Source organism: Streptococcus pluranimalium (assembly GCF_047785705.1).
Classification (GTDB): domain Bacteria; phylum Bacillota; class Bacilli; order Lactobacillales; family Streptococcaceae; genus Streptococcus; species Streptococcus pluranimalium_A.
Map to the genome: position 1 here is coordinate 46,836 of NZ_JBLOJV010000008.1, position 14,587 is coordinate 61,422.

General features: G+C 43.5%; 14 protein-coding genes and 1 pseudogene. 1 reads left to right on the forward strand and 14 read right to left on the reverse strand.

All coding sequences use genetic code 11. The annotated features are described in order from the left end of the window. Window positions 1–8 precede the first annotated feature (8 nt). The 5 genes and pseudogenes from ACMZ6Z_RS03580 to truA form a co-directional block, all read right to left on the reverse strand. Window positions 9–419, reverse strand: a pseudogene (locus ACMZ6Z_RS03580) (LD-carboxypeptidase); the annotation flags it as partial. A gap of 88 nt (window positions 420–507) precedes the next feature. Further along, window positions 508–1,077 carry a TIGR01440 family protein gene (locus ACMZ6Z_RS03585; RefSeq protein ID WP_416131245.1) on the reverse strand — a complete coding sequence of 190 codons (570 nt, stop codon included), beginning with the start codon at window positions 1,075–1,077 and terminating at the stop codon, window positions 508–510. 112 nt (window positions 1,078–1,189) lie between these two features. Next, window positions 1,190–1,654: an ECF transporter S component gene (locus ACMZ6Z_RS03590; protein ID WP_416131246.1), complete on the reverse strand. Its 465-nt coding sequence runs from the start codon at window positions 1,652–1,654 to the stop codon at window positions 1,190–1,192. Further along, on the reverse strand, window positions 1,641–2,408 hold the full coding sequence (locus tag ACMZ6Z_RS03595) for a bifunctional hydroxymethylpyrimidine kinase/phosphomethylpyrimidine kinase (protein ID WP_416131247.1): 768 nt from the start codon (window positions 2,406–2,408) through the stop codon (window positions 1,641–1,643). The genes ACMZ6Z_RS03590 and ACMZ6Z_RS03595 overlap by 14 nt, the downstream gene beginning before the upstream one ends. Further along, on the reverse strand, window positions 2,371–3,147 hold the full coding sequence (truA, locus tag ACMZ6Z_RS03600; RefSeq protein WP_416131248.1) for a tRNA pseudouridine(38-40) synthase TruA: 777 nt from the start codon (window positions 3,145–3,147) through the stop codon (window positions 2,371–2,373). The genes ACMZ6Z_RS03595 and truA overlap by 38 nt, the downstream gene beginning before the upstream one ends. A gap of 209 nt (window positions 3,148–3,356) precedes the next feature. On the opposite strand from truA, the gene ACMZ6Z_RS03605 reads away from it, so the two are divergent. Continuing rightward, window positions 3,357–3,530, forward strand: coding sequence for a hypothetical protein (locus ACMZ6Z_RS03605; protein WP_416131249.1), 174 nt, complete (start codon window positions 3,357–3,359; stop codon window positions 3,528–3,530). Window positions 3,531–3,911: 381 nt separating this feature from the next. Here the strand turns inward: ACMZ6Z_RS03605 and ACMZ6Z_RS03610 are convergent, their stop codons facing one another. From ACMZ6Z_RS03610 to gltX, 9 genes are all read right to left on the reverse strand, one after another. Then, complete coding sequence (locus ACMZ6Z_RS03610; protein ID WP_416131250.1) at window positions 3,912–4,688, reverse strand: nucleoside phosphorylase; 777 nt, start codon at window positions 4,686–4,688, stop codon at window positions 3,912–3,914. Window positions 4,689–4,812: 124 nt separating this feature from the next. Continuing rightward, entirely contained in the window at window positions 4,813–5,952 is a 1,140-nt protein-coding gene (dnaJ, locus tag ACMZ6Z_RS03615; protein WP_416131251.1) for a molecular chaperone DnaJ, read from the reverse strand. Window positions 5,953–6,697: 745 nt separating this feature from the next. Beyond that, entirely contained in the window at window positions 6,698–8,521 is a 1,824-nt protein-coding gene (gene dnaK, locus ACMZ6Z_RS03620) for a molecular chaperone DnaK (protein ID WP_416131252.1), read from the reverse strand. Window positions 8,522–8,654: 133 nt separating this feature from the next. Beyond that, entirely contained in the window at window positions 8,655–9,200 is a 546-nt protein-coding gene (grpE, locus tag ACMZ6Z_RS03625; protein WP_416131253.1) for a nucleotide exchange factor GrpE, read from the reverse strand. A 275-nt stretch (window positions 9,201–9,475) separates the two neighbouring features. Next, a complete protein-coding gene (gene hrcA, locus ACMZ6Z_RS03630) occupies window positions 9,476–10,510 on the reverse strand; it encodes a heat-inducible transcriptional repressor HrcA (protein WP_416131254.1) in 1,035 nt (344 codons plus the stop codon). Between the two features lie 124 nt (window positions 10,511–10,634). After that, window positions 10,635–11,231 (reverse strand): glycoside hydrolase family 73 protein, encoded by a 597-nt coding sequence (locus ACMZ6Z_RS03635; RefSeq protein ID WP_416131255.1) that lies wholly within the window; start codon window positions 11,229–11,231, stop codon window positions 10,635–10,637. Window positions 11,232–11,233: 2 nt separating this feature from the next. Beyond that, window positions 11,234–11,995 carry a M15 family metallopeptidase gene (locus ACMZ6Z_RS03640; protein ID WP_416131256.1) on the reverse strand — a complete coding sequence of 254 codons (762 nt, stop codon included), beginning with the start codon at window positions 11,993–11,995 and terminating at the stop codon, window positions 11,234–11,236. After that, on the reverse strand, window positions 11,985–12,686 hold the full coding sequence (locus tag ACMZ6Z_RS03645; RefSeq protein ID WP_416131257.1) for a histidine phosphatase family protein: 702 nt from the start codon (window positions 12,684–12,686) through the stop codon (window positions 11,985–11,987). Before ACMZ6Z_RS03645 ends, ACMZ6Z_RS03640 begins: the two co-directional genes overlap by 11 nt. 171 nt (window positions 12,687–12,857) lie before the next feature. Further along, complete coding sequence (gene gltX / locus ACMZ6Z_RS03650; protein ID WP_416131258.1) at window positions 12,858–14,318, reverse strand: glutamate--tRNA ligase; 1,461 nt, start codon at window positions 14,316–14,318, stop codon at window positions 12,858–12,860. Between the last annotated feature and the right edge of the window lie 269 nt (window positions 14,319–14,587).

Below are 14,587 nucleotides of genomic sequence, written 5' to 3' on the forward strand. Positions count from 1 at the left end.
TTGCTAAGTATTTTAAAACTAGAGTAGGATGGCCCCATATACGTCTGCAAGCCGGTTTGGGCATAGATAGCATTTAAGATCGCTGTTGTATCTGAATAACCACAGATAGGCTTAGGATGTTTAGCGATCAAGTCATAATCCAAATAAGGCAAGAGTTCATTTGAATTAAAACCACCAATGGTTGCTAAAATGCCATCAACTGATGGATCCTCAAAGGCAGCATGTAAGTCTGCTAAACGGCTTTGGATTGATGCCGATCCTAGGATGTCATTTTCTGAGTAATGCTCCGAAAAAGACAGCGTAAAACCGAGTGCTTCTAAGGTCTCCTTTGCAGCGTTATTGGCTTCAAAACCACCAATATTTTCAATAGAGGATGACGGGCTTAAAATCCGTAAATGTGCTCCTGGTTTTAGAATCATCTTTTCTCATCTCCTTATCAATCATTTTATATAGAAAGTTGCTAATGGTATAGCCCTCCAAATCAGGCTAACCAAAATCATCGGGCTATCAAGCAAATCCTTTTCGAATTGGATCATCTGCGTAAGCAGCACGCGCACCTCCAATTAGTTTTGGTCGGCTGGCTAGAGCTGTGACGTGCGCCCCACCTAGTTCACGCTTTAGCGGGCGCAAGGGAACTTGCACGTGCTTCACATGCATCCCAATGGAGGTATCCCCTATATCAAGCCCTGCGTGAGCAACGACAGTTTCAACCTCAACAGGATCTTTCATGTACTTAAAGGCAGCCAGCTGTCCGCTACCTCCTGCATGCAAGGACGGCACAACGTTGACAATCTCGAGATCTTTTTTAAGGGCATAGGAACGCTCAACAACCAAGGCACGGTTGAGATGCTCGCACCCCTGTACAGCCAACTCAATCCCTGCCTTACCAAGTTCTTCGAGAAGGGTTTTGACAATCATCTCTCCGACTTCTTGACTAGACGCTTGTCCAATCACCCCACCGACAACCTCACTAGATGACAAGCCTAATACGAATAATTGCCCTTTCTGGATGGATGAGCGGTCTAGGATATCAGTCACAATATAACGAGTATCAGTAACCAAATGATCAACGTTCATAATATCTCCTTTTTCATTGATATAACCCTAATGTCATTAACGTCATAACAGGTAAGAGAGGCTAAAATTCTCTTTCAATAATGACACTTTTCCTATTTGCATGAAAGGTTACTTAGAGCTTTCGTTTAGCAATAGCTTTGTATAAGATAAAGCCCAAGCCCATCCCAAAAACGTTTTGAAGGATGTTCCCAAAAATCTCTGCTAAGGCAGCACCTAAACCATAGCCTAGCAACAACGCTGCTACGACATACCAGCCTACCATGAAAAGACTAGCCAAGGATAAGCCTAGCACACGCTTTTTGCCAGTCCAACCTCCAAAAAAGCCCTGCGCGCCATGTGCAATCAGGCTGTGGATCATGTACTGAGGGTAACCCAAAAGCATATCAATCAAAAAGCCTGACAAGCCACCGACAATAGCACCTGATGTTGATCCTAGATAAAAGGCGGTGAAATAAATCCCAGTATCCAGAAGGGTCAAAAAGCCTGTCGGGCTAGGAATGTGGATATAGGCCATGACAAGGCTTAAAGCCGTCAGGATGGCCAAGAGGGTTAAGTGGCGAAGATTAGTTCTGGTCATGTGGTGTTACTCCATAGTCATTTGAGTGAGCGATAGCTTGGTAAACAAAGATTTTAGCCGCATGACTGGCTTGAGACACAGTCAATTCTTGAGCTAATCCACTAGCTATTGCTGAAGCAAAGGTGCAGCCTGCACCTTGATTGTTGCGATCAAGAAGAGACGACTGTAAGAAGGCCACTTGTCCGTCTTCTCTTACTAAAATATCGTAAGCTTGGTCTTCTTCCAGTCTTGCACCGCCTTTGATAACAACTGACTTTGCTCCCATTTGCTGTAAGGCTCTAGCAGCACTTTCCATCTCAGCCAAGTTAGAAATACTCTGTCCAGACAAACGTTCTGCTTCTTTGAGATTGGGAGTAATGATGGTCGCATAAGAAAAAAGCTCTTGCAATTCTCGACTCATTTGAGAAACTTCTTGGTCAGCATTTTCCTTAAAGACCAGAACGGGATCTAAAACCACAGGAACTTGTGGCCGTTTGTGAATAAAGCCCTTGACAGCCCTAACTATCTGGGGGGTTGGTAGGAGACCGATTTTGATAGCTGCAAATGGCACATCACTCAAGCTATCCAGCTGTTTTTGAAAGAGATTATCATCTGTTGGAATAATCTCAAAACCATCATCACTTATGGCGGTCATGCAGGTTTGAGCCAAAAACCCATAGAGTTTATGGGCTGAAAAAGTCGCTAAATCCGCTTGAAAACCACCACCGCTTAGGACATCATTGCCTGATATGGTGAGTATGTAGTTCGTTTTCATAGGTAATCTCCTTGAGGTAAAGACCATTGCCTGCTGCCGTTGGCCCAGCTAGGTCACGGTTTTTTGATGCCAGAACCGTCTTGATCTGACTGACTGGCATGCGACCATTGCCAATTTTCAACAAAGTTCCCACCATGTTCCGAACTTGCTTGTAGAGAAAGCCGTTGCCAGAAAAGGTAAAGACAAGAAAGCCTGTCTTTTGAGCCACTTCTACGGTCGCCTTGGTGATTGTTCTGACTTTATTGTCAACAGCTGTACCAGCTGCTGTAAATCCTGTAAAATCATGAGTTCCTACCAAGTCCTTGATAGCCTCCTGCATTGCTTCTACATCCAAAGGATAAGGATAGGCCGTCGCGTAGTGACGCATCATAGGGTTTTTAGGTCGCCCTGTGTCTACGAGAAATTCGTAAGTCTTGCTGTGCTTGGCATAGCGGGCGTGAAAATCCTCTGAAACAAGGGTCACTGCAACTACTGAAATGTCGTCAGGACACTGGGTATCCAAACCAAAGCGCAGCTTTTCCACATCACGTGTCTGGGGCAAGTCAAAATGAATCACCTGCCCATAGGCATGCACACCAGCATCTGTGCGTCCAGCCCCATGAATCGTAACAGGCTTGCCACTATTTAATCGAGAAAGGGTCTTTTCAATTTCTTCCTGAACGGTCCTTGCACCAGGCTGTCTTTGAAAGCCTGAAAAAAGCCTGCCGTCATAAGAAATAATCGCTTTGTATCGTGTCATAACCTTGATTATAGCAAACTTTGTGCATTTCTCAAAATCAAGGCACAGATCAAAAAAGAGGAACAACCAAAATCACCAGCACTCATGCCTGTGATTTCAGCCTTCCAGCCTTTTGAATCTTGTGAGAAGTTAGGAACTCCCCTCTGGCCCTAACCTTGTTTAGGACTTATGATACACTAAAAGAAAACGATTATAAGAAGATTCTTCTCATGAAAAAAGTTGTCAACATCATCTTAATCGCTCAAACTATCTTATTTTATAGTACCTTTGTTTTAGACTTCTCCTTGCTATTCCCCAATCACTGGGCGACACTTGTTGCTTTTCACATCAACCCGATACTGTCTCTCATAGGACTGATACCAGCCCTATGGCACAAGCGTTAGCTGGCGATATTAGGGCTTATACTTTATTTCTGTTCCTTCCCTCTATATATGATCGCTGGCTCTGTCTTGGCAGAATTGACGATGGATTGGAGCAAACCCCCAATGTCCCTTCCCCTTGAAATCATTCTAGGCGTCTGGGAAGTTTTTTTACTTATCGGCGGTTTGGGCTACCTTGTGCGCGGTAAAGCAAAAAGTAAACTAGACGACTTCACCTTCGGTCTTATTGACCTACCACCCCTTCTGTGTTGGATGATTGTGACATTCTATAGTGTTCATTAGGCTTAGGGATTAACGAGGAGTGGGTCAGTTGATTGAGGTTTGATTTGACAAAAATCTCTCATCACATGGCTCGCTAAAATAGGCAAAAATAAGCCTCTTTACTTAATCAGATGACGAAAAACGTTCTTTAGCAAATCCTAGAGCAATGTAGGCAATCCGATCTTTCGCCTCCAGATCTGAGTGGTTACCAAGGGTTCTTTCATCCCAAACTTCCGCATCCAGATTATCAGCTGAATAGAAAAACTGGAAGTGATTGATGCCCCTAAAATCAGCCAAGGCAGCAATGGCAGAGCATTCCATGTCGACACAAACGGCTCCTTGGGATTTACGCCTTGCCATCTTATCAGCCGTTTCTCGGTAGATAGCATCTGTCGTCCAGACCTTACCTATAGTATAAGATACCTGCTGACGATCTAAAAAGTGCTGAAAGTCTGCGTCAAAACCTTGATTCACTGCAATCTCATCGCTAGGAAGAGCGTAATGAAAGCTCGTTCCCTCATCTCGAAGAGCTGCTGTTGGAATGATGATTGAGGTTTGCGAGATACTACTATCAAGAACCCCACAAGTCCCAAAAACAACCAGATTTTTCATCCCCATGACAATCAAATCTTCAAGAATGGCGACACAACCCGCTGCACCAACGTAGGCATTGAAAAAACCAAGTTTGTGACCGTCAAAGTCTATTTCATAAATGGGGATATCCAGATTAGCGACACTCGTTGTCACCAAATGCTTATGCGGCAGCTCCTGCAAAATCCGCTCAAAGGTCCCTCTGGCAAAGCAAGTCACTACCGTCTCAGGAAAATTCTCGATAGGCTCATTGACCATATCAGGATTGATGATGGCTTTTTTGTTGGTATCAAATGCTTCAAGTAACATAGACAGATCTCCTTGGGAAAGTTTTAAGATAGTTTACCATAATTTCCTAAGATTTCAAGAGTAGCTAAGAAAAACACCTTGAACATTAGTGCTTTCACTAACATTCAAGATGTTTTATTATTTACTAGAGGTCATCGATAGCGTCTTTGACTTTATCAAAGAAACCTTTTTTCTTTTGCGGGTTAACCTTCTCACCCCCTGCTTGCGCAAAGGCCTGGAGGGCTTCTTTTTGAGCATCATTGAGCTTGGTTGGGGTTACAACAGTCATGGTCACGTGTTGATCGCCTTGACCATTGCCACGCAAACGCGGCGCTCCTTTACCCTTCAAGCGGAAGGTCTTTCCAGTCTGCGTACCGGCAGGGATGGTCAATTCGACGTCTCCATGTACGGTTGGGATATCAACCACATCTCCCAGCGCAGCTTGGACAAAGCTGATTGGCATCTGGTAGTAGATGGTTGACCCTTCACGTTCAAACTTATCGCTCTTCATGACATGGATAAGGACAAAAAGATCACCGTAAGGACCACCATTATGGCCTGCCTCACCTTGGCCTTGAAGACGAATCTTCTGGCCAGTCTCAACGCCTGCTGGAATGTTGACCTTGACCTTATGATTTTCCTGCTCATGACCTGTTCCACGACAAGTGGTACATGGGTCTTTGATTTCTTGACCTGTTCCATGACAGACATCACAAGCGATTTGGCGACGCATCATCCCCAGTGGGGTCTGGGTATCAACATTGATGACACCTTGTCCATGACAGCGACCACAAGTCACAGGACGACTACCTGGTTTTGCACCATTACCACTACATGTTCGACAGATAGTCTCACGACCATAAGTGATTTCTTTTTCCACACCAAAGATTGCCTCTTCAAACTTGAGGTTGACACGGTATTGGAGATCACCACCTTGACGAGGCGCATTGGGATTGCGAGTTGGACCGCCTCCGCCAAAGAAACTTGAGAAAATATCCTCAAAACCACCAAAACCGCCACCATCAAAGCCGCCAAAGCCACCAGCTCCGCCACCGAAACCACCTTGAGCACCAGCTGGTCCAAACTGATCATAGGCAGCACGTTTTTGGCTATCACTTAGAGTCTCATAGGCTTCTTGGACATCCTTGTATTTTTGTTCAGCGCCAGCTTCTTTATTGATATCCGGGTGGTACTTTTTAGACATCTTACGATAGGCTTTTTTAATCTCGTCTGGCGAAGCATCCTTAGACACCCCCAAACGATCGTAATATTCAGTATTATTCATAATTCATGATACAAAAGGCGTTAAGAAAACCGTATGAAAATAGAAAACTGACACAGTGTGTGAAACACACTAGGAAGTTTATCTTTTTCACTAGGTTTTTAGCCTGTGTTCGAATAAACGAACTTGCATTCCTTTCTGTAATTTCATCTCAACGATAATAGGAAATCATTAGAAAATCCTGATTTTCGAAACGATTTATCTTTGTCACATCGCTTTTAGGGCGGGTTCAATTCCTTTCTATATAAAGGTATTATTAAATTCCTAAAAAATAGGGATCAAGTCCTTACGGTCTTCGATTGCTTTGTTGTCTCATATTACCCAAAAACAGAGGCTGGGCTGCAACCTCTGTGATTGGATTTATTGCTACGATATAGAAGAAGAGAGCCTCTCGTTATTTTAGCCAAATTGAGTTCGAGCTAAGAACTTCGGAAAAAAGATAACTTTCCTGTCGTTCTTTCACGCTCTCACAGCTTACGACATGAGGAAGCAAAATCGATAATATTTTGCTGACGAGTTAGTAAGACACCTAGGTTATCCGCCATAGCGGTAACCGTTAACTGATGAGCTACTTGAGTAGCCATTCTGAACTCGACTCTCTTTCGAATTTTCAAGCTCGAGATAAAAGGTGACCTGAACCTGACACTCGTTTCTTGATTCTAGCGAGTGGGATAAAAACGTTCCCCAAACCTAACCAACTTCTTTCTGGTTTTCAAGAAGTCGGGCTAAAATAGTCCACAGGACTATTTTACTTCTCCGTAAACTCTCCGTCTACGACATCATCGCTTGCATTTCCTGCAGTTTCGGCACCTTCTGCGCCGCCAGCTGCTTGTTGGGCTGCGGCTGCTTGTTCGTACATTTTAACCGCAAGAGCTTGTGCTTTTTCATTGAGCGCTTCAAGTTTAGCTTTCATGTCCTCAAGGTTACCAGATTCTTGCGCAGCTTTTAACTCGTCAAGAGCTGATTGGGCTTGATCACGTTCAGCATCAAAGCCTTTACCTTCCGTTTCTTTGATGGTTTTTTCAGTTGCAAAGATAGCTTGGTCAACTTCGTTTTTAAGGTCAACTTCTTCTTTACGTTTAGCATCAGCTTCAGCGTTTGCTTCGGCATCTTTCATCATACGGTCAATCTCTTCTTCAGAAAGGCCGTCGTTTGATTTGATAACGATTTGTTGCTCTTTTTGAGTACCAAGGTCTTTAGCTTTAACAGATACGATACCGTTTTTATCAATATCAAAGGTTACTTCGATTTGAGGGATTCCACGAGGAGCAGCAGGAATATCAGTCAATTGAAAGCGTCCAAGTGTTTTGTTGTCTGCTGCCATTGGGCGTTCTCCTTGAAGAACGTGAATATCAACGGCTGGTTGGTTGTCTGCTGCTGTTGAGAAGACTTGAGATTTAGAAGTTGGGATAGTTGTGTTACGCTCGATCAGTTTTGTAAAGACTGCACCCATCGTCTCAATACCAAGTGACAATGGTGTCACATCAAGAAGGACAACGTCTTTCACATCACCAGTGATGACACCACCTTGGATGGCAGCACCCATAGCAACAACTTCATCTGGGTTCACAGATTTGTTTGGTTCTTTACCAGTTTCAGCTTTAACAGCTTCAACAACAGCTGGGATACGGGTCGAACCACCGACAAGGATAACCTCATCAATCTCAGAAACCGACAAACCAGCATCAGAAAGGGCTTGGCGAACTGGTGTTTTGGTGCGTTCTACAAGATCACTTGTAAGATCATCAAATTTAGCACGAGACAATGAAACCTCTAAGTGAAGCGGTCCAGCGTCACCTGCTGTGATAAATGGCAAGCTGATTTGGGTTTGGGTCACACCTGAAAGGTCTTTTTTCGCTTTTTCAGCAGCATCTTTCAAGCGTTGTAGCGCCATCTTGTCTGATGAAAGATCAATGCCATTTTCTTTTTTGAATTCTGCCACCAAGAAATCAATGATTTTTTGGTCAAAGTCATCACCACCAAGTTTGTTATCACCAGCAGTTGCAAGGACATCGAAGACACCGTCACCAAGTTCAAGGATAGATACGTCAAAAGTACCACCACCAAGGTCAAATACCAAGATTTTTTGATCTTGATCTTGTTTGTCCATACCGTAAGCAAGGGCAGCTGCTGTTGGTTCGTTGACGATACGCTCTACCTCAAGACCAGCGATCTTACCAGCATCTTTTGTAGCTTGACGTTGCGCATCATTAAAGTAAGCTGGAACGGTGATAACGGCTTTTTCCACTTTTTCACCAAGGTAGTCTTCTGCGTAACCTTTAAGGTATTGCAGAATCATTGCTGAAATTTCTTGTGGTGTGTATTCTTTACCGTTAGCAGCCACTTTTTCAGACGTTCCCATTTTTGATTTGATCGAGATGATGGTCTCTGGGTTTGTTACGGCTTGGCGTTTAGCGGCATCACCGACAATGATTTCACCGTTTTTAAATGACACCACTGAAGGTGTTGTGCGATTACCCTCTGGGTTAGCGATAATTTTGCTTTCTGTTCCTTCAAGAACGGCAACAGCTGAGTTAGTTGTTCCTAAGTCAATACCAATAATTTTACTCATATTTATTTCCTCTTTTTATTTTTTTTATAATGCTCGCTTCCTTTGCTTCATTACTGATGCTAAAAAGAAGCGGTTTCTTGTTTGTTATCATAGTTTAGTGTCATTTCGGACAAGACGTTTATTAAGACGTTAGTTAGTTGTAAACCACTACCATGGCAGGTCTTAGTAAGCGCTCATGAAGTTTGTAGCCTTTTTGAAAGACTTCTGAAATACTGTCTGCTGGATGGTCATCATCTGCCGATAGAGTCTGCACTGCCATGTGGAAGTTAGGGTCAAAACGATCTGTCTCAACCTCTTCGACACCCTCTTCTTTTAGGGCTTGAACAAGGCTATCACGCGTCATTTCAAGGCCTTTTTTGACATCCTCTGTCAATCCTTCAACAGCAAGCGCACGTTCCAAGTTGTCTAAACTTGGTAAGATTTTTTTAGCCAAATCTTGTGAACGGTAGCGTTGCAAACTTTGACGCTCTTCACTGGCACGACGTTGAATGTTTTGCATCTCTGCGTGAGCACGAAGGTACTTATTTTCAAAGGCATCAGCACGCTCATTAGCCAAGTCCAGATCTGACTTTTCAGAGAGTGTTTCTTCAGTTTCTGGCGTTTCAGTCACTTCTTCAGGAACTGCTTGCTCGTGATCCACTTCCTCGCGGAGATCATCATTTTTGATATTTTCTGACACAATGTCACCTCTTTTTTTGTAATGAATGATGTTATAGTCAAATGAATTAACTTTCAGACAAGGAACTGATACGCAGACAGCACAAACAGCTTACTAAACTGTTTAAAGCTGGAGATGAGACAAGCAAATCTTGTCTCATAAGAGTAGGGCAAGTTCAAAGCTCAAAGCCTCATGATAAGGTGTTGAGGTCTGAGCCTAGAAATCAAAAAGCGAAGCGTATCAAAGTTAATTCAAAAGACTATAGGTTTTAGTCGGTTGTGTTTTTTTCTAAAAGCCTAATGAACCTCATAGTGGTTGCTACTGAGATAGCGATAATAGTCCGCCAACTTCAAGGCTAAAACACGGCTTAGGATATTGATCAAACTCATCATGCGACGATAATCCATCTCAATCGGTCCAATCACACTCAACAAGGCAAAGCCACGATAAGGAATCAAGAATTGATGTCGTATGACGGTTAAATCAGCAAGGGCGGGCTCACTACTGTCTGCCACCTGAATGGTGGTCGGCTCTTCCTCAGACAAGCTACTACGCATTTCCATAGCCACCTTGACCTCATCGTCAAGAAATTGATAAGTGCCTAGATCAGCATAGTTTAGGGCATTGACCTTGCCTGAAATAAGGATGGTCTCACGAAAGAGTCCTTGGAAGATGTAATCAAACAAGCCCATCATATTCTCTGTGATTGTAAAATACTTATGGATGATTTGAGGAACTTCCGTTAAGAGCTTGTAGTGAATGTCCAAAACAGCCTTGCCAAGAAAACGCTCATTAACCAGTGTCTTTAAGGTTTCCAAATCCTTAGCCAAAAAATGCTTAGGAATAGCAAACTGCACCGTCACTGGCTTGGCATCGTCCAACATCATGACGGCCAAGGCATCATGATTGGATAACTGCACCACATCAAAGTGGGTCAGTCGCTGGTGCTTAGGCGCAACATCCAAAATCACAGATGTGTAGCCCGTCAAATCAGCAAGTAACTGACTGGCTGTCCGAAAAATATCCTCCAAGCCGAAGGCTTCATAGTCAAAAGCCTTAATCACTTGATAGACATCTTGGTCATCAATATTGTCTAAGGACAAGGAATGCTGGACGAAGTACTGAAAGCCAGCACGACTAGGCAAGCGCCCACTAGAGGTATGGGCTTTTTCTAAAAAGCCCATCTTTTCCAACTTAGCCATATCATTTCGAATGGTAGCTGAGCTGGAGTCAATCGATGCTTGAAGGGCCTTGGAGCCAACTGGCTCACGGATTTGGGTAAACATGTCAATGATTAAATTCAAAATATCATTTTGCCTTGCTGTAACCATGAGACCCTCCTTCCAACCTTAGCACTCGACTTAAAGGAGTGCTAATTTATATCTCTATTATACACCTCTCAAAAAAGAAGTCAAGTAAAAAATACAAAAAATTAGCACTCTTTTTTACAGAGTGCTAATTTTGGTTTTGGTCATATTTTTCAAGATTGTATTCTTTGATGATACGTTCTAACTGATTGGCGTAGTCATCGTCTTGGGTATAGTCATAGCGATAAAAAGCCTGTGCTGCCACACTGACACTAGAAGCTGTGGCTAGGAGATTATAGAGGTCCTTATGGGCTAAACTGCCATCTCTAAGCCCCTCCAAATAACGCTCCAAGGCATAATCCCATGACGGGTAAACAGCGTAATTTCGTTTGATTTCTTTGATATTGCCTTCGTGACGCTCGGTATTTTTCAGCCGAATACTATCCTCACCAGGCTTTGCTAGCACAGCAAACAGATTATGATATTTGGCAGCTAATAGGCTTTGACCAAAATGTGAATCATGAGCAGCTTGTGCAATCACAATAGAGGGTCTAATACCATAATAAGTCGATAATTTTTGCACATCAGGTGCTATTTGTTCAATGAAACGGGCATTATCCATGCCAGTAGCTACTTTTTTCTCTGCCGATAGACTGCTGTAATTCAAGGCCAGTGGTACTATACCAACCAGCACAAAGACACCCAGCAGAATCATGACAAATGAGAACTTAAATCGTCGTCTCAAGGCTACTTTTCCTCCAATTGCTTGATATACTCTTCCAACGTCATATCATGGTCGGTCATATAACGCGCGGATGCTTTTCCCACATAGCGAAAATGCCAGTCCTCATATCCAACTCCTGTAAAGGCCGTCTTACCTTTGGTAAATCGAAGAACAAAGCCATAATCGGGCGCTATCTTTTGAATTTCTGACATGATGTCAGGGTCAGCCTGATTTAAAGCATCGACAGTGCTCATATCAATGGCAAGGCCTGTCTGATGCTCGCTTGCACCGCCTGGTTGGGAATAGGTTTTAACCAAATTTTCGGCTTCCTTATCGCTCAAGCTAGGATTATTTGCTTTTTCTTGATTGATGTAATATTGAAACAAGTCTTTTTGATAGTCGACACTACGATAGCCTGAAATCAAATGAAAGGCTGGGTCAATGTCTTGAGCTGCTCTTAGAAAAGCCAAAACAGGCTGAGCAATCCTTTTATCAACAGTGATGCTATCAACGCTTACTAACTCTGGATAAAATTCAGGTGTCACATGCTCTCGATTAACCAAAATCAACTCCCAATCAGACGGCGAGACCTGGGGCAGATCTGCTTTGGACTGATGCTTAGACACAGTTGTCTGATCAGTTTTTTTCTGAGCCGTTGTGACCTTTGTTTGATCAGGACTAGCTTGAGACTGATCATGCGTTCTAGCCCAGACAAGAAGGCTCAATATCGCAAGAAACAAAACACCCATGATGGCGAGAGAACCTTTTGTTAGTCTACTTCTCATTAGCGGTTATCAGCTCTCTTCCTTTTTGACGGTAGGATAAGTCAGCTACTTTTTCAATCGTGAATTGCCCATCTTTATAAGCAAGAACCGTCACACTACCATTGTCGATGTCAGGCTTTTCTTGAGAATGATCAATCAACCACAGCAAGGTGCCAATGGTCATGCCATGACTGACAACGATGGCATTGCCACCTCCTTGAGCCTCTATCTCTTGAGCGATAGCCTCAAAACCGTCATAAATACGCTTACTCAACACTTCCCAAGGCTCTGCCCAATTGGCAGTATCTACCTCAACAATGCTCTGGGCAATATCAGCATACGATAATTCCTCTATAGGACGACCTTCCGCAAAGGCAACCGTCCTTGGCAGAACCCCCTGAAAAAGCTCTCCGTCATAGCCTCCATCCAAGCTCCCAAAACACCATTCCCGAATGCGTTTATCTCTCTGATAAGGCAAATGCTCATTATGAGTTTCACGAAGAATGATCTCCATGGTCTGCATAGTGCGACCAGAATCACTTGAAAAAGCTGCTTTAAAGGGAATTTCAGCCGCCTTTAAACCCACACCAAGCTCACGAATACCCTCTTCTCCAAAAACCGTCAAAGGACTATCAGACCAGCCTTGAGCCCGGCCAATGGTATTAAACATGGTCTTGCCATGCCTTGCAATATACAATCTTGTTTCTGTCATGCGATCCTCCATGTCCTACTATTATACCATAAACTCGCCATACGAGGCTAGCCTTCAATTAGACTAGCCACACTCACCTAGTCCTGGATTTTTGCATCAGTCCTAGTCCCTTGTAACACCCATACCAAAACAAAAAAGAAGGGATTGATGGACATCCACTTCTTCCTAGTGCTATTTTGACAGACTGTTCAGCATCTGCTCAAGGTGTTGGATAGACTTATGACGCCCTAGTAGGTAGATGGTGTCGGGCAATTCTGGTCCATGCATCTCACCAGAAACAGCGATACGAATCGGCATAAAGAGATTTTTCCCTTTGATACCTGTTTCTTTTTGAACTGCCTTAATCTGTGGAAAGATATTCTCCGGCTGAAAATCAGCGTCTGGCATGGCTTCAAGTTTCGCTTTGAAGGCTTCAAGAACTGTCGGAACTGTCTCACCTGCCATGACTTCTTTTTCAGCATCCGTTAATGCTGGGAAGTCTGAGAAGAATAGATCTGTCAAAGGGACAATCTCATCAGCAGCAGTCATCTGCGGCTTGTAAAGTTCTACTAATTTTTCAGCCTTATCCGTCAAACGACCAGCTTCTTCAAGAAATGGTTTACAGAGTTCGAAGATCTGGTCCAAGTCAGCGTTCTTGATATAGTCATTGCTCATCCAGTCCAGTTTCTTTTGATCAAAAGCAGCTGGAGACTTGCTGAGACGGTTTTCATCAAAGAGCTTAATCAACGCCTCACGTGAGAAGATTTCATCCTCACCACCAGGATTCCAACCTAAAAGGGCAATAAAGTTAAAGACAGCCTCAGGAAGATAGCCTTTTCGACGGTAATCCTCAATAAACTGAAGGGTGTTGGTGTCACGTTTTGAGAGTTTTTTCCCTGTTTCAGCATTGATGATCAGGGTCATGTGCCCAAATTCTGGCGCATCCCAGCCAAGGGCTTCATAGACCATGAGCTGTTTTGGGGTGTTGGCAATGTGGTCATCCCCACGAATAACATGAGAAATCTGCATGTCATGGTCATCCACAACGACGGCAAAATTGTAAGTTGGATAGCCATCTTTCTTTTGGATAACCCAGTCGCCACCGATATTGCCCCCCTCAAAGGCGATATCGCCTTTAACCATATCTGTCCATTTGTAGATAGCTGTTTCATTAACTGCTAGACGAACGGTCGGGACAATACCAGCCGCTTCACGTTCTGCGATGTAGGCTGCTTTTTCATCTTCAGACATGCCTAAAAATTCATTGATGTAGCGAGGAGGCTCGCCAGCCTGCTCTTGACGTTCTCGTTCAGCTGCCAGCTCTTCCTCTGTCACGTATGACTTATAGGCCTTACCGTCATCAAGCAATTGTTGGATATACTTTTGGTAAAGCTCTAAACGTTCGGACTGACGGTAGTTATCATGGGTCTCAGGACTTTCATCCCAGTCAATCCCTAACCAACGTAGGTTTTCAAGCTGACTGCGTTCACCATCTTCAACGTGGCGTTTGCGGTCAGTATCTTCGATACGGATAATGAACGTGCCACCGTGATGGCGAGCATAAAGGTAGTTAAAGAGCGCTGTACGCGCATTTCCAATGTGTAAAAGTCCAGTTGGACTGGGTGCGTAACGCACACGAATAGCGTCTGACATGTCTGTCTCCTGTATTATGGTAATCAATAGCTGTAGGCAATACCAAGATAGCTGATCTTGCCAATCTATACTATTATAGCATAAGTCAGCTTTGTCAGCTAAAGAAATGACGAGGAGATTTTTGACTAATGTAGCCTTACAATAGATGTGAGACCAAGTAAAGCAAAAAAGAAGCATCCTTGATATGATAAGACTAATACCCACTCATCAAAAAAGGAAACTTCTCATGGCTAGTATAACACAAAACCTTAGATATTTGCCACACACAG

Bases quoted from the DNA above. Each gene is read 5' to 3' on its own strand.
- ACMZ6Z_RS03585 (WP_416131245.1), bottom strand. From the start codon at position 1,077: ATGAACGTTGATCATTTGGTTACTGATACTCGTTATATTGTGACTGAT.
- ACMZ6Z_RS03590 (WP_416131246.1), bottom strand. From the start codon at position 1,654: ATGACCAGAACTAATCTTCGCCACTTAACCCTCTTGGCCATCCTGACG.
- ACMZ6Z_RS03595 (WP_416131247.1), bottom strand. From the start codon at position 2,408: ATGAAAACGAACTACATACTCACCATATCAGGCAATGATGTCCTAAGC.
- truA (WP_416131248.1), bottom strand. From the start codon at position 3,147: ATGACACGATACAAAGCGATTATTTCTTATGACGGCAGGCTTTTTTCA.
- ACMZ6Z_RS03605 (WP_416131249.1), top strand. From the start codon at position 3,357: ATGAAAAAAGTTGTCAACATCATCTTAATCGCTCAAACTATCTTATTT.
- ACMZ6Z_RS03610 (WP_416131250.1), bottom strand. From the start codon at position 4,688: ATGTTACTTGAAGCATTTGATACCAACAAAAAAGCCATCATCAATCCT.
- dnaJ (WP_416131251.1), bottom strand. From the start codon at position 5,952: ATGAATAATACTGAATATTACGATCGTTTGGGGGTGTCTAAGGATGCT.
- dnaK (WP_416131252.1), bottom strand. From the start codon at position 8,521: ATGAGTAAAATTATTGGTATTGACTTAGGAACAACTAACTCAGCTGTT.
- hrcA (WP_416131254.1), bottom strand. From the start codon at position 10,510: ATGGTTACAGCAAGGCAAAATGATATTTTGAATTTAATCATTGACATG.
- ACMZ6Z_RS03640 (WP_416131256.1), bottom strand. From the start codon at position 11,995: ATGAGAAGTAGACTAACAAAAGGTTCTCTCGCCATCATGGGTGTTTTG.
- ACMZ6Z_RS03645 (WP_416131257.1), bottom strand. From the start codon at position 12,686: ATGACAGAAACAAGATTGTATATTGCAAGGCATGGCAAGACCATGTTT.
- gltX (WP_416131258.1), bottom strand. From the start codon at position 14,318: ATGTCAGACGCTATTCGTGTGCGTTACGCACCCAGTCCAACTGGACTT.